This is a genomic window from Ferrovibrio sp. (genome assembly GCF_964218355.1).
Taxonomy (GTDB): Bacteria; Pseudomonadota; Alphaproteobacteria; order Ferrovibrionales; family Ferrovibrionaceae; genus Ferrovibrio.
On record NZ_CAXPMC010000025.1, the window covers coordinates 1 to 22761 of the forward strand.

Annotated in this window: 26 protein-coding genes; 11 read left to right on the forward strand and 15 right to left on the reverse strand. The window is 68.7% G+C overall.

Going from position 1 to position 22761, the window contains the following annotated elements; all coding sequences use genetic code 11:
* Positions 1-2089 (reverse strand): methyl-accepting chemotaxis protein (locus ACEQZY_RS17610; protein WP_370156181.1); only part of this gene is annotated, 2089 nt, incomplete at its 3' end.
* Positions 2090-2788: 699 nt separating this feature from the next.
* On the opposite strand from ACEQZY_RS17610, the gene ACEQZY_RS17615 reads away from it, so the two are divergent.
* Both ACEQZY_RS17615 and ACEQZY_RS17620 read left to right on the forward strand, forming a co-directional pair.
* On the forward strand, positions 2789-3262 hold the full coding sequence (locus tag ACEQZY_RS17615; protein WP_370156182.1) for a helix-turn-helix domain-containing protein: 474 nt from the start codon (positions 2789-2791) through the stop codon (positions 3260-3262).
* Positions 3263-3482: 220 nt separating this feature from the next.
* Positions 3483-4322, forward strand: coding sequence for a hypothetical protein (locus ACEQZY_RS17620; RefSeq protein WP_370156184.1), 840 nt, complete (start codon positions 3483-3485; stop codon positions 4320-4322).
* A gap of 22 nt (positions 4323-4344) precedes the next feature.
* Here the strand turns inward: ACEQZY_RS17620 and ACEQZY_RS17625 are convergent, their stop codons facing one another.
* A complete protein-coding gene (locus ACEQZY_RS17625) occupies positions 4345-5208 on the reverse strand; it encodes a hypothetical protein (protein ID WP_341705109.1) in 864 nt (287 codons plus the stop codon).
* A gap of 242 nt (positions 5209-5450) precedes the next feature.
* Here ACEQZY_RS17625 and hslV point away from each other — a divergent pair, with 242 nt between their 5' ends.
* From hslV to ACEQZY_RS17640, 3 genes are all read left to right on the forward strand, one after another.
* On the forward strand, positions 5451-6008 hold the full coding sequence (hslV, locus tag ACEQZY_RS17630) for an ATP-dependent protease subunit HslV (RefSeq protein ID WP_341705108.1): 558 nt from the start codon (positions 5451-5453) through the stop codon (positions 6006-6008).
* The gene (gene hslU, locus ACEQZY_RS17635) at positions 6005-7321 is read left to right on the forward strand and encodes an ATP-dependent protease ATPase subunit HslU (protein WP_341705107.1); all 1317 of its coding nucleotides are present in this window, start codon (positions 6005-6007) and stop codon (positions 7319-7321) included. Before hslV ends, hslU begins: the two co-directional genes overlap by 4 nt.
* A 79-nt stretch (positions 7322-7400) precedes the next feature.
* Entirely contained in the window at positions 7401-8192 is a 792-nt protein-coding gene (locus ACEQZY_RS17640) for an SDR family NAD(P)-dependent oxidoreductase (RefSeq protein ID WP_370156186.1), read from the forward strand.
* A gap of 57 nt (positions 8193-8249) precedes the next feature.
* Here the strand turns inward: ACEQZY_RS17640 and ACEQZY_RS17645 are convergent, their stop codons facing one another.
* Positions 8250-8600 carry a helix-turn-helix domain-containing protein gene (locus tag ACEQZY_RS17645; protein WP_341704629.1) on the reverse strand — a complete coding sequence of 117 codons (351 nt, stop codon included), beginning with the start codon at positions 8598-8600 and terminating at the stop codon, positions 8250-8252.
* Positions 8601-8718: 118 nt separating this feature from the next.
* On the opposite strand from ACEQZY_RS17645, the gene ACEQZY_RS17650 reads away from it, so the two are divergent.
* A complete protein-coding gene (locus ACEQZY_RS17650) occupies positions 8719-9504 on the forward strand; it encodes a substrate-binding periplasmic protein (RefSeq protein ID WP_370156188.1) in 786 nt (261 codons plus the stop codon).
* Positions 9505-9519: 15 nt separating this feature from the next.
* Here the strand turns inward: ACEQZY_RS17650 and ACEQZY_RS17655 are convergent, their stop codons facing one another.
* The 7 genes from ACEQZY_RS17655 to ACEQZY_RS17685 form a co-directional block, all read right to left on the reverse strand.
* A complete protein-coding gene (locus ACEQZY_RS17655) occupies positions 9520-10608 on the reverse strand; it encodes a M14 family metallopeptidase (RefSeq protein ID WP_341704631.1) in 1089 nt (362 codons plus the stop codon).
* Between the two features lie 152 nt (positions 10609-10760).
* Positions 10761-11348 carry a Smr/MutS family protein gene (locus tag ACEQZY_RS17660; protein ID WP_370156190.1) on the reverse strand — a complete coding sequence of 196 codons (588 nt, stop codon included), beginning with the start codon at positions 11346-11348 and terminating at the stop codon, positions 10761-10763.
* Positions 11329-12036, reverse strand: coding sequence for a lactate utilization protein C (locus ACEQZY_RS17665; RefSeq protein WP_370156191.1), 708 nt, complete (start codon positions 12034-12036; stop codon positions 11329-11331). Before ACEQZY_RS17665 ends, ACEQZY_RS17660 begins: the two co-directional genes overlap by 20 nt.
* Positions 12033-13490 (reverse strand): LutB/LldF family L-lactate oxidation iron-sulfur protein, encoded by a 1458-nt coding sequence (locus ACEQZY_RS17670; RefSeq protein ID WP_370156252.1) that lies wholly within the window; start codon positions 13488-13490, stop codon positions 12033-12035. The genes ACEQZY_RS17665 and ACEQZY_RS17670 overlap by 4 nt, the downstream gene beginning before the upstream one ends.
* Before the next feature lie 2 nt (positions 13491-13492).
* Positions 13493-14308: a (Fe-S)-binding protein gene (locus ACEQZY_RS17675; RefSeq protein WP_341704634.1), complete on the reverse strand. Its 816-nt coding sequence runs from the start codon at positions 14306-14308 to the stop codon at positions 13493-13495.
* Positions 14309-14330: 22 nt separating this feature from the next.
* Positions 14331-15230 (reverse strand): serine hydrolase domain-containing protein, encoded by a 900-nt coding sequence (locus ACEQZY_RS17680; protein ID WP_370156193.1) that lies wholly within the window; start codon positions 15228-15230, stop codon positions 14331-14333.
* A complete protein-coding gene (locus ACEQZY_RS17685; RefSeq protein ID WP_370156195.1) occupies positions 15227-16135 on the reverse strand; it encodes a LysR substrate-binding domain-containing protein in 909 nt (302 codons plus the stop codon). Before ACEQZY_RS17685 ends, ACEQZY_RS17680 begins: the two co-directional genes overlap by 4 nt.
* Positions 16136-16288: 153 nt before the next feature.
* Between ACEQZY_RS17685 and ACEQZY_RS17690 the strand changes: the two genes are divergently transcribed.
* Positions 16289-16444, forward strand: a complete 156-nt coding sequence (locus tag ACEQZY_RS17690) for a DUF1127 domain-containing protein (RefSeq protein WP_370156197.1) — start codon at positions 16289-16291, stop codon at positions 16442-16444.
* Positions 16445-16448: 4 nt separating this feature from the next.
* Here the strand turns inward: ACEQZY_RS17690 and ACEQZY_RS17695 are convergent, their stop codons facing one another.
* Positions 16449-17003, reverse strand: coding sequence for an N-acetyltransferase family protein (locus ACEQZY_RS17695; RefSeq protein ID WP_341704638.1), 555 nt, complete (start codon positions 17001-17003; stop codon positions 16449-16451).
* Positions 17004-17145: 142 nt separating this feature from the next.
* On the opposite strand from ACEQZY_RS17695, the gene ACEQZY_RS17700 reads away from it, so the two are divergent.
* Positions 17146-17664 (forward strand): PAS domain-containing protein, encoded by a 519-nt coding sequence (locus ACEQZY_RS17700; protein ID WP_341704639.1) that lies wholly within the window; start codon positions 17146-17148, stop codon positions 17662-17664.
* 109 nt (positions 17665-17773) lie between these two features.
* Entirely contained in the window at positions 17774-18298 is a 525-nt protein-coding gene (locus ACEQZY_RS17705) for a hypothetical protein (RefSeq protein WP_370156199.1), read from the forward strand.
* A gap of 5 nt (positions 18299-18303) precedes the next feature.
* Here the strand turns inward: ACEQZY_RS17705 and ACEQZY_RS17710 are convergent, their stop codons facing one another.
* Positions 18304-19524, reverse strand: coding sequence for a murein transglycosylase A (locus ACEQZY_RS17710; RefSeq protein WP_370156200.1), 1221 nt, complete (start codon positions 19522-19524; stop codon positions 18304-18306).
* Positions 19521-20192 carry a Tim44/TimA family putative adaptor protein gene (locus ACEQZY_RS17715; RefSeq protein WP_370156202.1) on the reverse strand — a complete coding sequence of 224 codons (672 nt, stop codon included), beginning with the start codon at positions 20190-20192 and terminating at the stop codon, positions 19521-19523. The genes ACEQZY_RS17710 and ACEQZY_RS17715 overlap by 4 nt, the downstream gene beginning before the upstream one ends.
* Positions 20193-20412: 220 nt before the next feature.
* Here ACEQZY_RS17715 and secB point away from each other — a divergent pair, with 220 nt between their 5' ends.
* Together secB and ACEQZY_RS17725 are read left to right on the forward strand one after the other, a co-directional pair.
* The gene (secB, locus tag ACEQZY_RS17720; protein ID WP_341705557.1) at positions 20413-20889 is read left to right on the forward strand and encodes a protein-export chaperone SecB; all 477 of its coding nucleotides are present in this window, start codon (positions 20413-20415) and stop codon (positions 20887-20889) included.
* 13 nt (positions 20890-20902) lie between these two features.
* Positions 20903-21442 (forward strand): PAS domain-containing protein, encoded by a 540-nt coding sequence (locus tag ACEQZY_RS17725; protein WP_341705558.1) that lies wholly within the window; start codon positions 20903-20905, stop codon positions 21440-21442.
* Positions 21443-21460: 18 nt separating this feature from the next.
* Here the strand turns inward: ACEQZY_RS17725 and dnaQ are convergent, their stop codons facing one another.
* Together dnaQ and coaE are read right to left on the reverse strand one after the other, a co-directional pair.
* Positions 21461-22147: a DNA polymerase III subunit epsilon gene (gene dnaQ / locus ACEQZY_RS17730; protein ID WP_370156204.1), complete on the reverse strand. Its 687-nt coding sequence runs from the start codon at positions 22145-22147 to the stop codon at positions 21461-21463.
* A complete protein-coding gene (gene coaE, locus ACEQZY_RS17735; RefSeq protein WP_341705560.1) occupies positions 22147-22752 on the reverse strand; it encodes a dephospho-CoA kinase in 606 nt (201 codons plus the stop codon). Before coaE ends, dnaQ begins: the two co-directional genes overlap by 1 nt.
* Between the last annotated feature and the right edge of the window lie 9 nt (positions 22753-22761).

Consider the following 22761-nt stretch of genomic DNA (forward strand, 5'->3'; position numbering starts at 1 on the left):
TCTCGGTGAGGCTGGCGCCGGTCTGGTTCACCAGCGCCGCCCCGGTCTTCACCTGGGCATTCGACGTGGCGATCAGTGCCTTGATGTCCTTCGAGGCATTCGCCGAACGCTGCGCCAGGGCCCGCACCTCCTGCGCGACGACGGCGAAGCCCTTGCCGGCCTCGCCCGCGCGGGCCGCTTCCACCGAGGCGTTCAGCGCCAGCAGGTTGGTCTGGAAGGCGATCTCGTCGATCAGGCCGACGATGTCGGCGATCTTCTGCGCGCTCTCCTCGATCCGGGTCACCGCGGCGACGGCATCAGCGACGACCGAACCGCCCTTTTCCGCCGTGTCGCGGGCGGCCACCGCCAGCTGGTTCGCCGCCTGGGCATTGTCGGCATTCTGCTTCACCGTCGCGGTCACCTCGTGCATCGCTGCCGCGGTCTGCTCCAGCGTCGCCGCCTGGGATTCCGTGCGGCTGGCCAGGTCCTGGCTGCCGGCGGAAATCTCGCCGGCGGCCGCCCGCACCGTGCCGGCACTGTCGGCGATATGGCGCAGGGTTTCGCCCAGCGTGCTGCCGGCGGTGTTCACGTCCTGCTGCAGGCGGGCGAAGACGCCGGCATAGTCGCCGGCAACCCGCCGGGTCAGGTCGCCCTCGGCCAGGCCGGCCAGCACGGTGCCGACCGCATCGATGGCGCCCGCCACCGCATCGAGCAGGCGGTTGATGCCGCTGCCCAGCGTTTCCGCGGCGCCCTGCAGCGGCGCGGTGTCGATGCGGCGGGTCAGGTCGCCGCCGGCCGCGGCGGCGACGATCTCGCCCACGGCACGGTCGAGCAGGGCCTCCTGTTCGGCGCGGCGGCGTTCGGCCGCCTGACGCTCGGCCTCGACCTCGCCGCGCAGGCGCTCGTTCTCGGCGCCATTCTGCTTGAACACCTCGACCGCCGCCGCCATGCGTCCGATCTCGTCGCGGCGCTGCAGGCCCGGCACGGCAGTGGCATAGTCGCCGGCGGCCAGCGTCGTCATCGCCCCGGTCAGGGCGGCGATCGGATTGGCGATGTTGCGGCCGATCAGCACGGCGAACAGCAGCCCGACCGCCAGCGCGACCGCCGACAGGACCAGCACGGTCAGGAAGGTGGCGCGGAAGGCCAGCGCCGCCGCAGACTGCTCGGCCTGCAACTCGGCCTGTTCGCTGGTCTGCACCTGGGCGGTCAGATCGGCGATCCGGCCGATATCCTCTTCCATGGTCTGGTAGATCAGCCGGTTCATGTCGGCGGCGGCGCTGGCGGCGTTGATGATGCCGGCCTCGTACTGGCGGGCGAAGTTCTCGGCATTCTCGGCCTGCTCCTTCAGCGCCGGCTTGTCGAGCGCCCCCTTCAGGCTGTCGATCAGCTCGACGAAGACCTTCACCTTGGCGCGGGCCTCGCTGGCTTTCGCCATGTCGCCCTGGCCGATGAACTGGTTGGCGGCCAGGCGGATCTCGGACAGCGCATCCATCACCAGGCCGGCCTCGGCGGCGGTGGCCATGTCGTTGCCGCGCATCGCCGCGCGGATCAGCTGCATCAGCTCCTCATGGGCCTTCGGCCCGTAGACATCGAGCTGGCTGCCCTTGATCTGCTTGAGCGTGTTGCGGGCGTCGATCGCCTCGCCGAGATTGCCGAAGACCCGGTCGAGCAGCGGCGGAATCTGTTCGAGCAATGCCCGGCGCTGGCTGTCGGTTTCGGCGGCCACCGCCGCTGCGATCCCGTCGCGCAGCGCCGGCTCCAGCCGGCGGGTGCCGAGCAGGCCGCGCGGATCGTCACGCTCCACATAAAGCAGCAGGCTGCGGCGCAGATCGACGATGTCGCGCTCGAATTTCTGGATCCGGCGGCCATTCTCGGTGATGGCATCATAGGTGCCGAAGGCCTGCTCGCCGCGCTGGATGCCGAGCACCGCAGCGGCAGCCACCACCAGCAGCAGCAGCAGGGCGATGGCGAAGCCGGCGGCGATGCGGGCCCGGATGCCCAGGCCGGACAGCCAGACCAGCAGCGGCGGCTGGCGACGCGGCCGGGCCGGCGGCTGATCCCCGGGCGCTGGTTCCTGGGCGGTGGCGGCGACGGGTGCGGAAAGCGACATCAGGCGACTCCTGGCAAAACGGCATGGTGCACGGCACCGGCAGGCGCGGCGGCAGGCCGGGTGAGAATGGACCGGGCGGAAACAGGGCGGGCGGAAACAGCACAGAAAGGACGGACGGGGACAGTCATGCGGGGACAGCCATGGCGGGAGGCCGACCGCAGCATGGCCGGCCCGCGGTTGTCCAATCGCGAGTTCGGATGACCGGAGATAAGCCCCGTTTATCGGCGGAACGGCAAAGACTGCGGACGGGCCGGTTGGCTGTCCGGCGGCATACACCAAGCATCAGACCCCCTGACGGGGCGTCACGGCCAATCCGCGGCCGCCCCTGCCAGCCCGGTCCGGGCGCTTCCTCCATTGTCTGATCCGGCAGATTTGCGGGCGGCCGCGCCGCGGTCAAGCATCACCACCGCCGGCCGGCAGAAATGCCGGCCCCACCCGCAAAGGTGACGCATTACCAAAATTTTACATTGTGCCGGCGTAGTCCGAATGACCGCGCAAGGCGAACCGCCCTTGCGCTGCGGCCGCCTAACCTGTTATCGAATCGGATAGATTCAGGAAAGCCGCCGACCGGCGGCCTAGGCGCCGGCCCGTCACGGCCAGGGCCATGCCGCCTGTACAACCCGGTAGCAGCCGCTGGCAACTGGTGGTAAAGACACTATCATTATTGCAACCTTTGACTCACTTTTAATGGAGAAGGTGATGCGGAAACCGAACCCATATGATGCCCATGTCGGCTCGCGCCTGCGCGCCTGCCGCACGCTGGCGGGCTTCAGCCAGGAGCGGCTGGGTGCCGCGGTCAGCCTGAGCTTCCAGCAGATCCAGAAATACGAAAAGGGCCTCAACCGCATCGGCGCCAGCCGCCTGCAGCAGTTCGCCCAGATTCTCAACGTGCCGCCGTCCTATTTCTTCGAGGATATGCCCGGCGTCGACCAGCAGCCGCAGGCCCGCCCCGAACATGCCGTGGTTTCCGAGATCGAGCAGGACAAGAGCCCGGTTTCGCGCCGCCAGGCGCTCGAGCTGGTGCGCAATTTCGGCAAGATCAGCGACGCCACCGTGCGCGACCGCATCTTCCAGCTGATCAAGGCCGCTGCCTCCTCCTACAGCGGCAAGGACGAGGGTGAGGGCGAAGGCGAACAGCCTGTCGCCGCTGCCAGCAGCGACGAAACGGCCTGATCCGGCCGCAACCTTCCTCCCGTTTTACCTGTACCGGGCTGCGGCTATGCCGCAGCCCGTTTTGTTTCGGGGCCGCCATACAGGCACAGGCTCTGTTTTGTCCGCGCAATCCTATCTGACGTAGTTGTCCACAGGAGATCAGCCTCAAGCTGTCATCTTCCTGAGAATCTGGCGCAGGGAAGTGCAATCATCCGGCCGTCCACACTTAATGGAGGCATGGATGACCATTCACACCCTGAAAACCCGGCTCCTGCAGACCCGCAGCCAGCGCCTGCCGGACCAGCTCATTCTCAACCACGGCCCGCGCGAGCAGCTCGGCCGCTTTTTCCTGGAGGCCGACAAGGCGGCCCGCGACCGCGGGGTTTTCCTCACGCTCAGCACCGATTTCGAATTGCTGCGCGAGGTCAACAAGATGAATCTCAAGCACTGGCACGGCCTCGCACCGAGCTTCGATCCCGCCTACGGCATCGATGCCAGCTGCGGCTACTGGCTGATCGGCCGCAATGCCGATGGCGAGATCATCTCCACCCAGGCGGCGCATTTCTATGACATGGGCAAGGAAACGCTGGCCGATTACCTGACCAGCCTGCGCCTGTTCTACAAGGACCCGGATGCGCAGAAGCGGCCGGGCGAAACCTGCAGCGTGACCAGCCCCAGCGCCACGGCGATCCACGGCCGCGTCGTCTTCTCGGGCTCGACCTGGATCCATCCGGACTATCGCGGCCGCAGCCTGCCGAAAATCCTGCCACGCATCTCGCGGGCGCTGGCGATGACGCGCTGGGGCACCGATTTCACCATCAGCCTTGTGTCGATGGCGCTGGTGGAGAAGGGCGTGGCGGCAGCCTATGGCTACGACCGCATCGAGCCCGGCATCGAATGGCTCGGCTCGGCGGTCAGCCCGCGCTATCTCGGCGCCCTGGTCTGGATGCCGCAGGCGGAGCTGCTGGCCGATCTCGGCCGGTTCCGTGAATCCCTGGACGACGATGCCCGCCGCGCGGCCGCGGCCGCCGGCCAGACGGGGATTGCTGGCGATCCGCCGCCGGCGGTGCCGGCCGGCTGAAAGCCGCGCGGTGCAGACCGGATCAGTCGGCCCCGATATCCAGCGGGATCGACAGTTTCGGATTGAGGATGGAGCTGCCGGTCAGGACTGTTTCCCCTGTCGGCAGCTTCCACCGCAGGATCAGGCGCTGGTAGCGGCGCCGGCGCGGATCGTGGCCCGGCTCCTCGACGATCGCATCGATATCGTCGATCTGCGGATCGCCGTTGCCCCGGCAGGCCGCATAGGACTGCGTCACCCAGGCGCCATAGGCGCGGTCGGGCTGGTCGGCAATGCTGCGCCCCACCGTGCTGGCGAAGGAGAAGCTGTCATAGACCGAGAAGCCGCCGCCCCCATACATGATCGACAGGTTGCCGTCGTTTTCGCCGTTCAGCATCACCGTGCGGGTGATCAGGCCGGAATTGCGCAGGTAGCGCTGGATCGGTTCGGAATAGGTGCCGTCGGTGAAGCGCCAGATGTCGAACAGGCTCGACAGGTCGGTCTGGCCGCTCTTGCTCCAGCGGATCGGATCATAGGGCTTGCGGATGAACAGGTCGCGCATGCGCGGCTCGCGCAGGGTCGCCAGCTCCCCGATCCGCTCCAGCAGCGGCGCGGAATCGAAGAACGCCTCCTCCAGCCAGCCGCTGGCGAAATAGACCAGCCCGACCGGCTTCTCACGGATCGCCTTGACCAGATAGGGCCGCAGCGCCGCCAGCACCGCATCGGACAGCATGCCGGCCCGGAACTGCAGCAGGGTGACATCGGCCCGCACCTCGAGCCAGACATAGCCCAGGTTGCGCGCCGCATAGGCGGCGAGGTCGAAATCGGGATCGGGATAGCCAAGTCGCTCGGCCAGTGTTTCCGAGGGCCAGCGCCACCAGCGACCAGACGTGTCGACCAGGTAATTCATGCACACCCCCCGCGGCCCCACACCTGACCGCTCAGGCATGAGTCTAGGGCAGGGACCGTCGGGAGTCGAGGGGGGCATCCGCACCGGAAAGTCGCAATCCCAGTGGGTTACGCAACCCATCCACAAGCCGCGCAGGCCCGCCGGACGGGCGCCGGAAGGGGCTGCGGGCTGCCCCCGGCTTGCGTATCCTGTGCCGCCTCCCTACATGAACGCCCTGTCGCAGATTGAGGATTTCCCCCGCCATGAGCAGCAGCAACGATCCAGTGCCGGTCTGGCACGGCACCACCATCCTTGCCGTCCGCAAGGACGGGCAGGTTGTGCTGGCCGGCGACGGCCAGGTCAGCCTTGGCCAGACCGTGATCAAGTCGAATGCCCGCAAGGTGCGCCGCATCGGTGACGGCTCGATCCTGGCCGGCTTCGCCGGCGCCACCGCGGATGCCTTCACCCTGTTCGAGCGGCTGGAAGCCAAGCTGGAGCGGCATCCGGGCCAGCTGGCCCGCGCCTGCGTCGAACTGGCCAAGGACTGGCGCACCGACCGCTACCTGCGCCGGCTGGAGGCGATGATGGCGGTGGCCGACAAGTCCGTCTCGCTGGTGCTGACCGGCACCGGCGACGTGCTGGAACCCGAGGACGGCCTGATCGGCATCGGCTCGGGCGGCAACTACGCGCTGGCCGCCGCGCGCGCCCTGATCGACCGCACCGACATGGATGCCGAGGCGATCGCGCGCAAAAGCCTGAACATCGCCGCCGACATCTGCGTCTATACCAACCGCAACATCATCGTCGAAAAGCTGTCATGACCTCCTTCTCGCCGCGCGAAATCGTCTCCGAACTCGACCGCTACATCGTCGGCCAGGCCGAGGCCAAGAAGGCCGTCGCCGTCGCCCTGCGCAACCGCTGGCGCCGCCAGCAGCTGCCCGAGGGCCTGCGCGAGGAGGTGCTGCCGAAAAACATCCTGATGATCGGCCCGACCGGAGTGGGCAAGACCGAGATCTCGCGCCGGCTGGCCAGGCTGGCCAACGCGCCGTTCCTCAAGGTCGAGGCCACCAAGTTCACCGAGGTCGGCTATGTCGGCCGCGATGTCGAGCAGATCGTGCGCGACCTGCTGGAAGGCGCGCTGACCATGATCCGCGAGAAACGCCGCCGGGAGGTCACCGCCCGCGCCGAGCTGGCGGCGGAAGAACGCCTGCTGGATGCCCTGGTCGGCGAGAAGGCCGGCGTCGAGACGCGGCAGAAATTCCGCAAGATGCTGCGCGAGGGCGAACTCGACAAGCGCGAGATCGAGATCGAGCTGAAGGATGGCGGCATGGGCGGCATGCCGATGTTCGAGATTCCGGGCATGCCCGGCGCCCAGATGGGCATGGCCAACCTGCAGGACATGCTGGGCAAGGCCTTCGGCGGCCTGCGCGGCAAGCCGCGCAAGACCCATGTCGGCGAGGCGATGAAGGCGCTGACCCAGGAAGAGAGCGACAAGCTGCTCGACCAGGACAGCCTGGTGAAGGAGGCGATCACCGCCGTCGAGCAGAACGGCATCGTCTTCCTCGACGAGATCGACAAGATCTGCGCCCGCAGCGAATACCGCGGCGGCGGCGACGTTTCCCGCGAGGGCGTGCAGCGCGACCTGCTGCCGCTGATCGAGGGCACCGTCGTCAACACCAAGCACGGCACGGTGAAAACCGACCATATCCTGTTCATCGCATCCGGCGCCTTCTCGATGGCCAAGCCGAGCGACCTGCTGCCCGAGCTGCAGGGCCGGCTGCCGATCCGCGTCGAGCTGAAGGGCCTGACCCGCGAGGATTTCAAGCGCATCCTGACCGAGCCGGAAGCCAGCCTGCTGAAGCAGTATGTGGCCTTGCTGGCCACCGAACAGGTGACGCTGGATTTCACCGACGACGCCATCGACGCGCTGGCCAAGATCGCCTTCGACGTCAATGAAGGCATCGAGAATATTGGCGCGCGCCGGCTGCACACCATCCTCGAACGGGTGCTGGAGGAAATCAGCTTCACGGCGGCCGACCATTCCGGCCAGACCGTGACTATCGACGCCGCCTATGTGCAGCAGCGCATCGGCGACCTCGCCGGCAACAGCGACCTCAGCAAGTATATCCTCTAGGCTGCCGCCTTCCGTCGCGGCCGGACTTGACCCGGCCGGCGGAGCAGCGTTTCCTTCCGGCAACGGAATGGAGGAAACGATGGCGGAAGACCTGAAGGGCCGCGTGGCGCTGATCACCGGCGCATCCAGCGGCATCGGCGCGGCGACGGCGAAGCTGCTGGCCGGGCACGGCTGCGCGGTGGCGGTCAATTTCTCGAAAAGCCGCCCGGCCGCCGAGGCCGTGGCGGCCGCCTGCGGGGCGGCCGGCGGCCGGGCCTTCCTCGTGCAGGGCGACGTCGCCGACGATGCCACCTGCCGGCGCATCGTCGACGAGACGGTGGCGCATTTCGGCCATCTCGATTTCCTCGTCAACAATGCGGGCACCACGAAGTTCGTCGCCCACAAGGATCTCGACGGCCTGTCGGCCGACGACTTCCAGCGCATCTACGCCGTCAATACCATCGGTCCCTTCCAGATGATCCGCGCCGCCGAGAGCTATCTGCGCGCCACAGGGGGCGCGGTGGTCAATGTTTCGTCCACCGCCGCCGTCACCGCCATCGGCTCGTCGCTGGCCTATGTGGCCTCGAAGGCGGCGCTGAACGGCCTGGCGCTGGGCCTTGCCCGCGTGCTGGGGCCGGAGGTGCGGATCAACAATGTCTGCCCCGGCTTCGTCGAGGGCGACTGGCTGAAGGAAGGCATGGGCGCGGCCGCCTACGAGGCAACCCGCGCCGCCTGGAATGCACTGGCGCCGCTGGGGCGCACCAACCGGCCCGAGGACATTGCCGAGAGCATCGCCTTCTTCCTGACCGCGGCACCGAACATCACCGGCGAGACCCTGCTGATCGATGCCGGCATGCGGCTGGCGGCACCGCGGCCGGCCGCCGGAAGGTGAAGACCGGAAAGTCGAATACCGGAAAGTCGAATACCGGGCGATAAAGCCGGACGGCAATCAGCCACGCAGCAGCTTCAGCAGCTGGTCGAGCTTCGCCTCGTCGAGATCGCCGATGCGCCGCGCCAGTTCGTTGGCCAGAAGGGTGGCGCGCGGGCTGAGGCCGGCCGTGTCGATGCTGACCTTCGGATGCGACAGCCGGGCCAGGTCGGCCAGCGCGTCGGCCTCGTCCCAGATGATGTTCAGGTAGCCGCAGATCCGCTGCAGCAGCAGCCAGCTCGGCCGGCCGCGATGGCCGTGTTCCAGCGCCGAGAGATAGGCCGCCGAGACGCCAAGATCGGCCGCCATCTGCTTCAGGGTGATGCCGCGCGCCTGGCGCAGGCTGCGCATGCGGGCACCGAAGGGCGTCATGCCCGGCCCCGCTGCCGGCCGGCCGACCATATGTATGCAAATTGCCGCCGCATGGGCTTCAACCTATTCTTTTGTCATGGTTCCGCGCAATCGCCCGTTCTTATGCCTTTCCGGCCGCTTGGCCGCCCTGCTGGCCATCCTGCCGGCCCTGCTGCTCCTGCCGGCCGCCCTGCCGGCGGCGGCCGGGCCGCTGGTGATCGGATTCCGTCACAGCCCGCCCTACGTGATCGCCGACGGCAAGGGCGGCCTGCGCGGCCTGGAATACGAGCTGGTCAGTGCGGCCGCCGCTGCCGGCAATCTGGTGCTGCGCCCCTATGTCGAACCCTTCGGCCGCCTGCCCGAGGATTTCCGCCGCAAAAAGCTGGATGCCTTCGCGCCGGCCAGCGCCTCGCTCGACCTGCCCGGCTGTCTGAGCGCCACGGTGCTGACCTACCGCAACATGGCCTTCTCGCTGGAACGCGACCGGCTGCCGGTCAACGAGATCCACGACCTGGCCTATTACGATGTGATGGCATTCCAGAACGCCCATCGCCTGCTGGGACCGGCCCTGGCGCAGGTGGAGCGGCTGAACAACCGCTACCGCGAGGTGGCCAACCAGATGCTGCAGGTGCGGGCCCTGTTCAGTGGCCGCACCGACATCGTGGTGGCCGACCGCCGCATCTTCCGCTTCCTGATGCAGAGCCCGGATGCCGGCGTCGATGTCTCGCCGCCGGTGACCGAGCATCCGATCTTTCCGGAAAATCCCTACGGCGTCGCCTTCCATGATCCGGGTGCCTGCGCGGCCTTCGATGCCGGGCTGCAGAGTATCCGCGCCGACGGCCGCTACGACGCCATCCTGCAGCGCTGGGATGCCGCCCTGCAGGCCGGGACGCGGGCGCTGGCGCCACAGCGCATCCGCGGCTGAAACCGGCCCGGGTTTTTACTCGCCGGCAAGGCCGGCGAGAGCCTGCTGCTGGATTTCCACGGCCCGCGGATAGCACAGGTCGCGCCAGCCCGCGCTGTCGGGATAGAAGGCGGCGCGGATCTGCGCCTTGATCGCGCGGCCCTGCGGCGAGAAGACATCGCCGCGCAGATGCAGCCAGTTGTCGGCGATCACCGACAGCCGCACCTCCGGCGACGGCAGGGTGCCGACCTCGATGTTGATCGCCACGGTGACCGCCGGTGCGCAGAAGCGGGCGATGCCCATGCGCAGGTTGCCCTCGATCACCGGCGAGTCCGACTGGCCCATCTGCGGCGAGGTGACGGCCGCCCCGAACCAGGCCTGGGCCAGCCGCAGCGGTTCGCTGGCCGGCGCATGCCGGCAGATCAGCTCCGAATAGCCGAAGGGCCCGAGGCCGGTATGGAAGTCGATCACGCAGATGCGTTTCGCCTGCGCCAGATACCGCCCGCAGATGTCGCGGATGGTGCGGTGCGACCAGCAGGCCTGCCTGCCGCCGTAGAAAATGCCGTCCGGATGGCTGTGCTGGCCGCTGACCAGCGCATGGTTGGCGGCCTTCGCGCCGACCCGCTCGAAATAGGCGGCCATCTTCGCCTGCACGGCAGCGGCGGTCGCATCCGTCCAGTCCTCCGGCAGCAGCCAGTCATGCACCTCGGCATAGGCCGGGTTCGATGGCGGCGGCGCGGCATCGAAATCGACGAAGTTGCGGTTGATGTCCATGTTGTCTTCGTTGACCCGGCGGCCCCAGGAAAAGCCGTAGGGATTGGAGGCATGGATCATCAGCATCGCCATGCCCGCCGGCAGTTCCGCCATGCGGCCTTCGGCCAGCCAGCCGGTCTGGCAGCCCGAACCGTAATAGCCCTCGATGCCGTGGGTGCCGGACACCGTGACCAGCACCGCCCGCGCATCGCGCGGGCCGAACCAGGCGAGATCGGTGAACAAAGCTTCGCCGGCGATGCCCTTCAGGGGATGCGGCAGGCTTTCGGTGCTGCCGCCGGCAGCAGCAGCGGCGGCGAGGAACTTCCGGCGGGCGGTGGCGTAATCGGTGGAGAAGAAATCGTGGTGGGACATGACGGCCTGTGGCGGGATTACTGCGGCGGCGATGAAAGCGCCGCCACTTTCTGCCGCGGTCCGCGACTTGGCAAGCATGACCGGAATTGGTTCGCATTGGCCCCGCGGCCGGAAGACGCGCCGCACCGGACCCGACCCCGCCGGGCCCGCCTTTATGTCTCGCGCTGGCGGCGCAGCAGCACGTAGAAGGCGCCGCTGCCACCCATATCGGGCCGGGCCGGCGCCACGCCCAGCACCTGCTCGCGCCACGGGCCGCGACGCAGGTAATCCGGCAGCCAGGCGCGCAGCACGCCGCGGCCGGGATGGAAACCCAGTTCGGCGGCGCTGCTGCCAGAACTGCCCTTGCCGGTGATCACCAGCAGGCAGCGCTTCTGCTGCGCGATACCGTCGCGCAGGAAGCGCGACAGCGCGCGTTCGGCATTGGCCAGCGTCAGGCCATGCAGGTCGATGCGGGCTTCCACCGGCAGTTCGCCGCGCTGGAACCGCTGGCGCAGGCGCTTGTCCATCTGCGGCAGCGGCCGTTCGCTGCCGGCCGGCAGCGGCGCCAGCGGCCGGGCCTCCGCCTTCGCATAGGCCGCCGGACCCGCGCCCTCCGGCCGGTAGACCTTCGGCAGCGGCGCCAGCGGCCGCGGTTCCGTGTCGGCCTTCTTCAGCGGCCGGGCCGACTGCACCACCTGCTGCCAGACCTCGTGGTCAGGCACCAGCGGCGCCGGCGCGATCTTAGTTTTCCGCGGCGCCATCTCTGATCAGCACGATATGCAGCCGGCGCGGGCCATGGGCGCCCAGCACCGGCACGCCTTCGATATCGGCGGTGCGCGACGGCCCGGTGACGAAGTTGACCGTGCGTGGCCAGTTCCCGCTCCAGCTTTCATCGGGCGCGCCCAGCTTGTCGCGCAGCCGCGCGAAGGCATCCTCCAGCCCGCCGGTGATCTGGCTTTCATGCATCACGACGAGATGATGGTCCGGCACGAAATGCAGGGTGGTCGGCGTGGTGGCCGAGGAATGCAGCATCAGGGTTCCGGTCTCGGCGATGCCGGCAAAGGCCGGGGTGACGCTGACCAGATCCCGGCTGCGGCCGGGGCCGTATTCCACCTGCAGCAGCGGGCGTTCGCTCCAGGGCAGCGATTCCAGCAGCGGGTCGGGCGCCACCCGCAGGGTCGACGGCAGGTTATGCCGTGCCAGATAATCGGCGATCTTCGCCGGCACCGCGCCGGCGCTGTCGACGCGGTCGACCGTCACCGTCAGCGCCTCGGCCTTGGCGACAAACAGATCCACCTGCTGCGCATGCGGAATCTGCGCGCGCTGCGGCACCAGGTTGCGCGGATGGCCGGCGATGCGCCCGGCAACCGCCCGCGGCCGCGCCGAGTCATTCACGCTGTCCTTCAGGCCGGCGCGCAGCGTGGCGAAAATCCTGTCGCGCGCACTCATCGGCCGCCTCCCCGCCTGCGGCGCCTGTATTGCGCCATGAAGGTCTCGGCCGCCTGCGGCGCCGGCAGGTCGCGGCCATCGGTCCAGCCCGCTGCGAGAGGAAGGCGTGCAAAGCGCCCGCCGCGCTTCCGCCCCAGCATGTGCAGGGCGGCAATGGCGATGCGGCTGCCCAGCCGGTACAGCCACGGCCGCTTCGCGGCAAAGGCCCAGGCCTCGATGCCCCAGCGCTGCAGGGGCGGGGTGATCTGCTGCGCATGGGCCTGCTCGCGCCAGTGCCGCATGATATCCGGCAGCGGGATGCGCATCGGGCAGACTTCCTCGCATTTGCCACAGAAGGTGGAGGCGTTGGGCAGATGCCGCGCGGTTTCCAGGCCGATCATGTGCGGATCGAGCGCGGCGCCGATCGGGCCGGGATAGACCCAGCCATAGGCATGACCGCCGACCGAGCGGTAGACCGGGCAGTTGTTCATGCAGGCGCCGCAGCGGATGCAGCGCATCAGCGGTTCGAGGGCGGTGCCCAGCATTTCGCTGCGGCCGTTATCCAGCAGCACGACATGGAATTCCTCGGGCCCGTCCTTGTCGCCGGGCCGCTTCGGACCGCAGGACAGGGTGGTGTAGCAGCTCATCTCCTGGCCGGTGGCCGAGCGGGCGAGGATGCGCAGGATGGTGGAGAGGTCTTCCAGGTTGGGAATCACCTTCTCGATGCTGGAGACGGCGATATGCATCTTCGGCAGCGACTGGGTCAGGTCGCCGTTGCCCTCGTTGGTCACGATCACCGTGGCACCGGTCTCGGCGATCAGGAAATTCGCGCCGGTGATGCCGACATCGGCCTGGAAATAGCGTTCGCGCAGCACGGCCCGCGCCTCGGTGACCAGGGCCTGCGGATCGCTGCTGCGCGGCCCTGCCTTCACCCCGGGCGATTGCGGCAGTTCGTAGTCGGGATGGTGTTCCTCGAACAGCTCGGCCACCTGTTCGCGGGTCTTGTGCAGGGCCGGGCCGATGATGTGGCTGGGCGGCTCATGCGCCAGCTGGATGATGTATTCGCCCAGATCCGTCTCGATGGGCTGGATGCCCTGGGCCTCGAGGAAGGCATTCAGGCCGATTTCCTCGGTGACCATGGACTTGCCCTTGGTCACCGTCTTCGCATTGCGCGACCGGCACAGTGCCAGGATGGTTTCGCGCGCCTCGCGCGGCGTGCGGCACCAGTGCACCTTGCCGCCGCGCGCGGTTACCTGCTGCTCGAATTTTTCGAGATACAGGTCGATATGCTGCAGGACGTGATTCTTGATCTTCACGCCTTCGTCGCGGAGCGCATCGAATTCCGGCAGCTCGCGGGCGGTTTCGACCCGGCGGCTGGCCATCGGGCCGCCGATGATGTCCATCGCCTTGCGCAGGTTCGGGTCCTGCAGCGCCTTGCGGGCATTGGCCTCGAAGGCCTGCGCGGTGACCTGCATGCTCATGGCGCCGCCCCCTTATCCGCTTCGCCCAGGGACGCTTCGCCTATGGCGGGTCCGTCCGCCATGCCGGCCAGCACCTCGGCCACGTGGCGCACCTGCACGGCGCTGCCCTCGCGCTGCAGCCGGCCGGCCATGTTGAGCAGGCAGCCCATGTCGCCGGCCAGCAGCAGCCCGGCGCCGGTGGCGGCGATGTCGGCGGTCTTGCGGCTGACGATATCGGTCGAGACCTCGCCATACTTGATGCAGAAGGTGCCGCCGAAACCGCAGCAGGTTTCCGGCGTCTGCATCTCGACCAGTTCGAGGCCGGCGACGGATTCCAGCAGCCGGCGCGGCTGCGTCTTCACGCCCAGTTCGCGCAGGCCCGAGCAGCTGTCGTGATAGGTGGCTTTCGCGTCGCAGGCGACGCCGGCCAGCGTGTCCACCTTCAGCACGTCGACCAGGAAGCTCGTCAGCTCGTATGTGCGCGCCGCCACTGCCCCGGCGCGCACCTGCCAGTCTGGCTCGGCCGCGAACAGGGCCGGGTAATGGTCGCGGATCATGCCGCCGCAGGACCCCGATGGCGCCACCACATAGTCATAGCCCTCGAAGGCGGCGATCACCTGCCGGGCGATGGCGGTGGTGTCGGCACGGTCACCGGAATTATAGGCCGGCTGGCCGCAGCAGACCTGCGCCTCGGGCACCTCCACGATGCAGCCGGCATCCTCCAGCAGCTTGATCGCGGCGAAGCCGACGCCGGGGCGGTAGAGATCGACGAGGCAGGTGACGAACAGCGCCACGCGGGGCGGCGCGGCAGCGGGGGATTCGGGGCTGGTCATAACGGACGGGGTCTCCTCGGGGTCACTCTAGCGGCTTGGCCGCGGCAGGCAACGCCTCGGCCAGCCGGGCGAAGGCCTGCGCCGCCACATCGACGGGCGCATCCGGTTGTGTCGTGCGCCAGAATGCGCAGATTTTCCGCCCCAATGCATAGACCGCGATGCCGCTGCCCGGTCCGCCGCCGGTATGGCCCCATGGATGTGCCAGCGGATCATGCGCCCACAGCATCAGGCCGAGGCCATAGGCCGGATCGGGATAGGTTGCACTGCCGTGTTCGGGCAGGGCCCGGCCCTGCAGCATACGCGCAAAACTCTCCGGCCGCAGCAGCCGGCCATCGACCAGCGCCCGGAGCAGCCGGGCGGCATCCGCCACCGGACCGGTCGCCAGCCCGTGATAGACCCAGCCGGGGTGATAGCTGGTCACGCTGCCCATCGCCACATCATCGAGGTCAGACGGCAGCAGGGCGAGCCGCGTGCCGGCCACGCTGGCCGGCGCGAAGACGAGGCGATCAAGCGCGTCGCCCAGCGAAAGCCCTGCCGCCTGCGCGACCAGCGCGGCGACCTTCATGTAACCGATATTCGAATAGGCCCAGCCTTGCCCCGGTGCATAGCGCAGGCGATCCGCCTCCGTCTCGGCCAGCAGGCGCGCGGCCGGCCAGGGCGCGCGCTGCGCGGCGACATCGGCCTGGTAGGACGCGAGCCCGCCGTAATCGGGCAGGCCGGCCTCATGCCGCAGCAGCTGCGCCAGCGTGTAATCCGCGCCGGCCAGCGGCGCATCGAGAGACAGCGCGCCGTCTTCGGCAAGGCGCAGCGCGGCGATGGCCAGCAATGTCTTGGTGAAGCTCCACCATGGCACCGCGCCGGCATGGCCGTCCTGCACCAGGGCGCCATCGGCGTCGATCACCGCGACGGCCTGTCTGCTCATGCCGGCCGCATGCCCGCCGCGGATTCCCGGGCACCCTCGGCGACCAGCCAGTCGACGAACTGCATCACCGTGCCGTGGCTGCGGTTGGCCGGATACAGCACGTGATAACCCTCGGAGATGAAGACCGGACCGTCGAGCGGCGCCACCAGCCGCCCGGCGGCCAGATCGTCGGCCACCAGCGGCAGGGCGCCGACGGCGAAGCCGAGGCCGCGCAGGGCGGCTTCCAGCGCGAAGAAATAATTCTCGAAACGCTGGCCGCCGATCGGGATCTGCCCCGATGAAAAGCCGGCGGCACGGAACCATTCCAGCCAGGCATTCGGCTTGCTGTCGCTGTGCAGCAGCGGCGCGCGCAGAAGATCGGCCGGCTCTGCCACCGGCCAGCGCGCCAGCAGGGCCGGCGCCGCCACCGGCAGGTTGGGATCGGCCAGAAACTGCCGCGCGACGAACCCGGCGCGATGCATCGGATGGCGGCGGATCGCCACGTCGAACTCGTCCTGCAGATGCTCGATCGCGGCCGTCGAGGTCGACAGCCGCACCTCGACGCGCGGATGCGCGATCTGGAAGGCCGACAGCCGCGGGATCAGCCAGCGCATGGCGAAGGTGGCGACAATGTTGACGCGGATCAGGCGTGCCGTTGCCGGTTCGCGCATGCGTTCGGTGGCGTTGCCCAGCCGGTCGAGCGCGGCACTGACCTCGGCGAGATAGACGGCGGCGCGTTCGGTCGGGATGCGGCCGCGGCCATGGGGCCGGAACAGCGGCGTGCCGAGAAACTGCTCCAGGGTCTGCACATGGCGGCTGACCGCGCCATGGGTGACGCCGAGTTCCTGCGCCGCGCGGCTGAAGCTGCCCAGCCGCGCCGCCGCCTCGAAGGCCCGCAGGGCATTGAGCGGCGGCAGCAGGCGCATCTGTGATTTTTCCTGACGTATGGTTGAGTAAATCACGGCTGGCGGCGCAGCCGCCTTTGCCTATCATAGCCCCGCATAACCCCGGATCAAGCGAGGTTTTTCATGGCTTTCGCGTATCGGCGGCCCGTCCCGGCAGGACGGGCAGCAACGGATTTGTTTTGCCGTTTCATCACATATCTCTGGGATCGCCACCGCGCCCGGGCGGCCTACCGGCGCAGCTGCGACGCCCTGCGCGACCTGGACACCCGGCTGCTCGACGATGTCGGGCTGACCATGGCCGACCGCCAGCGCCTGCGGCCGGGCGGCTAGCGCCTCAGCGCGACCCCGGATCGGCGGCCGGCAGGTCGCCGTCGCCGCGACCCAGCGGGCGCTGCATGAACACGCTGTCGACCCAGCGGCCATGCTTGAAGCCGATCGACGGCAGGGTGCCGACCACCCGGAAGCCCAGCGCCGCATGCAGGCCGATCGAGCCCATGTTGCGGGTGTCGCCGATCACCGCCACCATCTGGCGATAGCCCTGGCGGGTGCAGTCATCGATCAGGGCGGCGAGCAGCGCACGGCCGATGCCGCGGCGCGGCGCATCGCTGGCCACATAGATCGAATCTTCCACGGCAAACCGATAGGCGATGCGCGGCCGATACGGCCCGGCATAGGCATAACCGACGATCCGGCCGTCGATCTCGGCCGCCAGGTAAGGCAGGCCCTTCGCGACGATGGCGGCGCGGCGCTGGCCCAGTTCGGCGGCATCCGGCGGCACCGTCTCGAAACTGGCATAGCCGTGCAGCACGTGATGCGCGTAGATATCGGCAATCGCGGACAGATCGCGGTCCTCGGCGGGACGGATCAGCAGGGCGGTGGCGACGGTCATGGGAGCGGGCGGGAGAGCTGTCAGTGATCGCAATTCGGTAATCGCAACATCGTCAGTATGCCACACAGCTCCGCCCCGCGGAATGGGGCCGGGCCGGGCATTTCCGCTTGCCGAACCCCGGCCCGCGGCCCAGATTCATGGCATGACCGAGGATTTGTCGGCCGGCCGGGGCAGCACGGACCTGAAATTCCGCGACACCGGCGACCATAGCGGGGCGCAGCCGCGATCGCCGCTGCTGCAGACCCTGCTGTCCTACTGGCAGTCGAAATGCGGTCCGGACGGAATCCTGCCGGGCCGGCAGGATCTCGACCCGCTGGAACTGCGCAGCCTGCTGCCCAGCATCTACCTGGTCGACGTGCTGGACGGGAACAGCTTCCGCATCCGCCTGCTGGGCGAGGAGCATGTGCAGATCTACGGCAATGGCGTGGTCGGCCGCGTGATCGACGACATCTTTCCGCCGGCGGCGGCAGCCGAGTTCAACCGGCTCTATGCCGCCGTGGTGCGGCGCCGGACCCCGGTGATCAATCGCGGCCAGATCACCTGGCTGCAGAGCCATACATGGATGCATTTCGAGGGCCTGCATGCACCGCTGGCCGGCGACGGCAGCAATATCGACACGATCTTCGGGGCCGGTGTCTTTTCCGACCCGGATGCGGGCTGACCCCGGATCCGGCAGAACGGTCCGCCAGCAGGGCCCGGTCAGACCAAGGCAGCATGGCGGGCCGCGTGCATTTCGGCGAGACTGCCGCGTATCATGCTGTCCTGAAGCCATGCTGACCCTGATCGAGACCCCGCCGCAGCGGCGGCCGGATATCCGCGAATGCGCCGAACCGCAGGACCTGCTGCTGCGGGCGCTGAAGACGCACTGGCAGGACCTGGTGGCCGCCGGCAGCGGCCGGCTGCCGGCACTGGACGCGATCCGCCTGGCCGCCATGCCGCAGCTGCTGTCGCATCTGCTGCTGGTCGATGTCGAGCCGCCGGCACCGGAAACCGCGCCGGTCTACCGGATCGGCCGGCTGGGCAGCGCCCAGCGCGTGATGTATGGCGGCGACTTCGCCGGCTGCACCCTTGAGGAGGTTCTCGGCGACGACCGCGCCTGGATGATGCGCCACGCCTTCGACGAGGTGCGGCGGCGGCGCGGCCCGGTCGGCTATGCCGGCCGCGTCGCCTGGTGGCCGGGCAAGAGCTGGATCACCTTCGAGAGCATCCAGATGCCGCTGGCCGGCGACGGCACGCGGATCGACATGATCCTGGGCGCCGCCGTTTTCATCCATGGCGGCCGCAAGCGCGGCTGAACCGTTCAGGCGGCGGGCGCCGCCAGCAGCCTGGCCGCAACCGGCTTCGGCAGCAGCAGCCACCAGCGGCCCGGCTGTTTCATGCGGCCGGCCAGCGCCTCGGCTTCGTCGCCATGGCCCCAGAAGACATCGCCGCGCACGCCGCCGCGGATGGCGCCGCCGGTATCCTGCGCCACCATCAGCCGCCGTAGCGGTTTTTCGGCCGCGCCCGGCTGCAGCGCCGGCTGCGTGGTGTCGAGCCACACGGGCAGGCCGAGCGCGAAATGGCTGCGGTCGACCGCAAGGCTGCGGCCGGGCAGCAGCGCGACGCCCTGGGCGCCGGGCGGGCCGTCGCTGTCGTCCTGCGGCTTGGGCAGCTCGCGGAAAAACACATAGGAGGGGTTTTCACGCAGCAGCGCCGGCGCCTCCGCCGGATGCGCCGCCAGCCAGGCCCGGATCGTCTGCAGCGAGACATCCTCGCGGGCGATTTCGCCGCGCGCGATCAGCACACGCCCCACCGCGACATAGGCATGGCCGTTCTGGGCCGCGAAACCGACCCGCATCTGGCTGCCGTCATCGAGCTGCACGAGGCCGGACCCCTGCACCTGCAGGAAGAAGGCATCGGCGGCATCGTCGAGCCAGACCAGTTCGAGATTGCGGCCGGCCAGCGCACCGGCCTCGATGGCGGCACGGTCGTCATAGGGTTTCAGCCGGCCGTCGCGCACCCGGCCGGCGATGCGCTGGCCCTTCAGGCTGTCGCGGAATTCGCCGAGATCGACCTGCACCAGATCGGCCGGCTGGCGGTAGAGCGGCGCCTGGTAGGCGCCGTGGCGCCGGCGGCTGCCGCGCACCAGCGGTTCGTAATAGCCGGTGAACAGCCCCTGCGCCGCATCCTCGCCCAGCACCGCCACCGGCGCCAGTTCGCGTTCGGCCAGCGCCCGCAGGGCGGCATCGTCGCCGGGCTTCAGGCTGCCCAGTGCCATGCAGAACGGCCGCCAGTCCGCCGGCGTGCCGTAGCGGTCGAACCCGTCGAGACCGCGATCGGCAGGCCGCGCCAGCATGCGCGCGCAGGATCGCGCCAGCGCCGGCAGGGCGGCAGCCGGTGCATCGGCCTGCCAGCCGGGCAGGTCGGCAAAGCCGGCCGGGCGGAATGCGAGGGGAAGCGGCTTGCGCTCGGCCGCACAGGCAGCCAGCAGGCCAAGCAGCGTGGCCGCAGCGGCCAGGCGGAACAGCAGGCCGGCGCTCACGCGGCGGCGGGCGCGGAGGTGGCGATCAGGGTCCAGTTCGGATCGCGCGAACCGGTATCGCGGGCGAAGGTCCAGATATCCGTGACCTGCTCGACCGTATTGGCATGGCCGCCGATCACATGGTCGTGGGCGTCGCGGGTGGTGCTCATCAGCTCGCTGTCGAACGTCACCGTGATTTCGGCGATGCGGCCGTTCAGCTGGGTTTCGGTGATCTCGACGGCCCGCATGCCGATCACCTTGGTTTCCATGGTCTCGCCACGGCTGGCGCGGTCGTCGATGGCGCCGGCGAAATCGGCGAAGACCTCGCGCGACAGCAGCGGCCGCAGCGTATCCTTGTCGCCGGCGGCAAAGGCCGTGACGATCATCTCGTAGGCGGCCTTGGCGCCCTCGATGAATTCGGCCGGATCGAAACGCGGATCGGCGGCGCGGATGCGGTCGATCTTCGGGTCGCCGGCCGGGGCGGCCGGCTGGTCGCGGCGCGGCAGGGTGATCACCTTCTCGGCCTCGGCCTTGTCGCCGCCATCGGCCTCGGGCCCGCCGAAACGGCGCCGGCGCTGCTGCTCGTGGCCGGTGCGCTGGCCCAGCACCGAACGCAGCCGCAGCACGATGAAGCCCGCGATGGCCGCCAGAAGAATGATGTCGAGAAACTGCAAGCCGCTGTCACCCATCGGAAATCGTCTTGTCCGCCTGTTGTTTCAGTGTAGCCCCATGGCTCTGTCCGGTCCAGCCGGGCGGCAGCGCCATACCGCAGAGAAATAAGCGGTTTTCCCGGTATTGCAAGACAGGCGCACCCTGGCCGGGCGCGGGCGGGAGGGGCGACTTGTGGCCCGGCGCGAAAGCATGCTAGGGACGGGACCGCCCAGTTTTCAGCGAGAAAGACCGCCGGTCATGACCGACAGCACCCTGCCGCCCGAAGGCTTCAACCCCGACACGGCGCCGCGTTTCGGGCTGAATGCCCAATATACCAAGGATTTGTCCTTCGAGCATCCGATGGCGCCGCGCAGCTTCAGCATGCCGGGCGCGCCGCAGATCTCGGTCAATGTCGGCACCCAGGCCGAACGGGTCAATGATAGCCTGTTCGAGGTCACTCTGCGCATCCTGTGCGAGGCCAAGCATGGCGAGGAAACCGCCTTCGTGGTCGACCTCTATTATGCCGGCCTGTTCACCATCGCCAATGTGCCGGCCGAGCATGTCGAGCCGCTGCTGCTGGTCGAGGCGCCGCGCCTGCTGTTCCCGTTTGCCCGGCGCATCGTTGCCGATGCCACCCGCGACGGCGGCATGCCGCCGCTGATGCTGGATCCGATCGACTTCCTGGCCCAGTACCAGCGCAGCAAGGAAGCCGAGGCGGAACAGCAGACCGCCTGACCCCGGCCGCCCCATGAGCATCCCGCTGGATGACGCGATCGCCCGGTCGTCTCATCCGCGGATGCTGACCCTCGACTTCCTCGAGCACTGCTCGCCGCGCATCCGCCGCACCTGGGATTACTGGAACGCCAAGCGCGGCACACGGCCGATGCCGGCGCGGCGCGACATCGATCCCGCCGAGATTCCCGACCTGCTGCCCTATCTGGTGCTGACCGAGGTGCTGCCGGCGGCACCTTTCCTGCGCTATCGCCTGGTCGGCACCAAACAGGTGGCGATCCGCGGCCACGATCCGACCGGCCTGCCGGTGCGCGGCCATTATATCGGCCATCACCTGGGCAATGACGAGGACGAGGTGATGCTGAATTACCGCATCGTCATCGAGGGCCGGCGCTTTGTTTATGATTACGACGCCACCACCGGCCCAGAGCGGGATGACAGCTCCTTCGGCAACCGGCCGGTGCGCGAACACGGCACCCTGCTGCTGCCGCTGTCCGGCGACGGCGAGACCGTCGACATGGTGTTCTGCTGTGCCGATATCGAGGATGGCGGCTGACCCGGCCGGCCGGGCCTATTAGCCATCCAGCCAGAGCGGATCTTTCAGCTTGGCGACAAAAGCCGCATGGGCGGCCAGTTCCTCTGCACTGGCGGCATGCGGCCGCGGCGGCCGGGCCGGGCCGCGCGGTGTCTGCAGGGGAACCACCGTCTGGCCGCTGCCATCGAGGCCGGCGAGCCCGAGGCCCTGCTGGCGGCCGCCGATCAGCTCGAGATAGACCTCGGCCAGCAATTCGGCATCGAGCAGCGCGCCATGCTTGGTGCGCGCAGAATTGTCGATGTTGAACCGCTTGCACAGTGCGTCGAGGCTGGCCTGGGCACCGGGGAATTTCTGCCGCGCCATCCGCACGGTGTCGATGGCGCGCTCCATGGCGATATGCGGCATGCCCTCCAGCCGCGCCAGTTCCGCATTCAGGAAACCGATATCGAAGGCGGCATTGTGGATCACCAGCGGGTCCTCGCCGACGAAGGCGACGAAGTCCTGCGCCACACTGGCGAAGACCGGCTTGTCCTTCAGGAAATCGTCGGACAGGCCATGCACCCTGAAGGCGTCTTCCGGCATCGGCCGTTCCGGATTGATGTAGACATGGAAATGCCGGCCGGTGGCGATGTGGTTGACCAGCTCGATGCAGCCGATCTCGACGATGCGGTCGCCGTTCTGGGCGTCGAAGCCGGTGGTTTCGGTATCCAGCACGATCTCGCGCATCACTGTTTCTCCCCGGCTCTGCGGTTGAGGTCCGCCACCACGGCGCGGAGCTGGCGTTCGGTCTCGTCCAGGGCCACGCCGGTATCGATCACGTAATCGGCGCCGGCGCGTTTCTCGGCATCGGGCACCTGCCGGGCCAGGATGGCGGCAAATTTCTCTTCCGTCATCCCCGGCCGCGCCAGCACGCGCTGGCGCTGTGCCGCCGCCGGCGCGCTGACCACGATCACGGCATCATAGGCATCGCGGCTGCGGCCCTCGAACAGCAGCGGGATATCGAGCACCGCGAAAGCCGCGCCGGCCGCCTCGGCCGCGGCCAGAAAGTGCCGGCGCTCGGCGCCGACCAGCGGATGCACGATGGCTTCCAGCCGGCGGATCGCCCCGGTATCGCCCAGCACCAGCTTCGACAGGATTTCGCGGTCGACGGCCGCGCCGGCCACGGCTTCCGGAAAGGCCGCCCGCAGCGGCGCCACCGCGGCACCGCCCGGCGCATAGAGCGCATGCACGGTGGCATCGGCATCGAACAGCGGGATGCCCATCGCGGCCAGCATCCCGCCCACGGTGGACTTGCCCATGCCGATCGAGCCGGTGAGTGCGACCTTCAGCATGCCGGACCT

Bases quoted from the DNA above. Each gene is read 5' to 3' on its own strand.
- ACEQZY_RS17695 (WP_341704638.1), bottom strand. From the start codon at position 17,003: ATGACCGTCGCCACCGCCCTGCTGATCCGTCCCGCCGAGGACCGCGAT.
- ACEQZY_RS17725 (WP_341705558.1), top strand. From the start codon at position 20,903: ATGAGCATCCCGCTGGATGACGCGATCGCCCGGTCGTCTCATCCGCGG.
- ACEQZY_RS17625 (WP_341705109.1), bottom strand. From the start codon at position 5,208: ATGAATTACCTGGTCGACACGTCTGGTCGCTGGTGGCGCTGGCCCTCG.
- ACEQZY_RS17665 (WP_370156191.1), bottom strand. From the start codon at position 12,036: ATGAGTGCGCGCGACAGGATTTTCGCCACGCTGCGCGCCGGCCTGAAG.
- ACEQZY_RS17670 (WP_370156252.1), bottom strand. From the start codon at position 13,490: ATGCAGGTCACCGCGCAGGCCTTCGAGGCCAATGCCCGCAAGGCGCTG.
- hslU (WP_341705107.1), top strand. From the start codon at position 6,005: ATGACCTCCTTCTCGCCGCGCGAAATCGTCTCCGAACTCGACCGCTAC.
- coaE (WP_341705560.1), bottom strand. From the start codon at position 22,752: ATGCTGAAGGTCGCACTCACCGGCTCGATCGGCATGGGCAAGTCCACC.
- dnaQ (WP_370156204.1), bottom strand. From the start codon at position 22,147: ATGCGCGAGATCGTGCTGGATACCGAAACCACCGGCTTCGACGCCCAG.
- ACEQZY_RS17660 (WP_370156190.1), bottom strand. From the start codon at position 11,348: ATGGCGCCGCGGAAAACTAAGATCGCGCCGGCGCCGCTGGTGCCTGAC.
- ACEQZY_RS17715 (WP_370156202.1), bottom strand. From the start codon at position 20,192: ATGGGTGACAGCGGCTTGCAGTTTCTCGACATCATTCTTCTGGCGGCC.
- ACEQZY_RS17655 (WP_341704631.1), bottom strand. From the start codon at position 10,608: ATGTCCCACCACGATTTCTTCTCCACCGATTACGCCACCGCCCGCCGG.
- ACEQZY_RS17640 (WP_370156186.1), top strand. From the start codon at position 7,401: ATGGCGGAAGACCTGAAGGGCCGCGTGGCGCTGATCACCGGCGCATCC.
- ACEQZY_RS17645 (WP_341704629.1), bottom strand. From the start codon at position 8,600: ATGACGCCCTTCGGTGCCCGCATGCGCAGCCTGCGCCAGGCGCGCGGC.
- ACEQZY_RS17675 (WP_341704634.1), bottom strand. From the start codon at position 14,308: ATGACCAGCCCCGAATCCCCCGCTGCCGCGCCGCCCCGCGTGGCGCTG.
- ACEQZY_RS17685 (WP_370156195.1), bottom strand. From the start codon at position 16,135: ATGCGCCTGCTGCCGCCGCTCAATGCCCTGCGGGCCTTCGAGGCGGCG.
- ACEQZY_RS17700 (WP_341704639.1), top strand. From the start codon at position 17,146: ATGACCGAGGATTTGTCGGCCGGCCGGGGCAGCACGGACCTGAAATTC.
- ACEQZY_RS17680 (WP_370156193.1), bottom strand. From the start codon at position 15,230: ATGAGCAGACAGGCCGTCGCGGTGATCGACGCCGATGGCGCCCTGGTG.
- ACEQZY_RS17705 (WP_370156199.1), top strand. From the start codon at position 17,774: ATGCTGACCCTGATCGAGACCCCGCCGCAGCGGCGGCCGGATATCCGC.
- secB (WP_341705557.1), top strand. From the start codon at position 20,413: ATGACCGACAGCACCCTGCCGCCCGAAGGCTTCAACCCCGACACGGCG.
- ACEQZY_RS17620 (WP_370156184.1), top strand. From the start codon at position 3,483: ATGACCATTCACACCCTGAAAACCCGGCTCCTGCAGACCCGCAGCCAG.
- ACEQZY_RS17615 (WP_370156182.1), top strand. From the start codon at position 2,789: ATGCGGAAACCGAACCCATATGATGCCCATGTCGGCTCGCGCCTGCGC.
- hslV (WP_341705108.1), top strand. From the start codon at position 5,451: ATGAGCAGCAGCAACGATCCAGTGCCGGTCTGGCACGGCACCACCATC.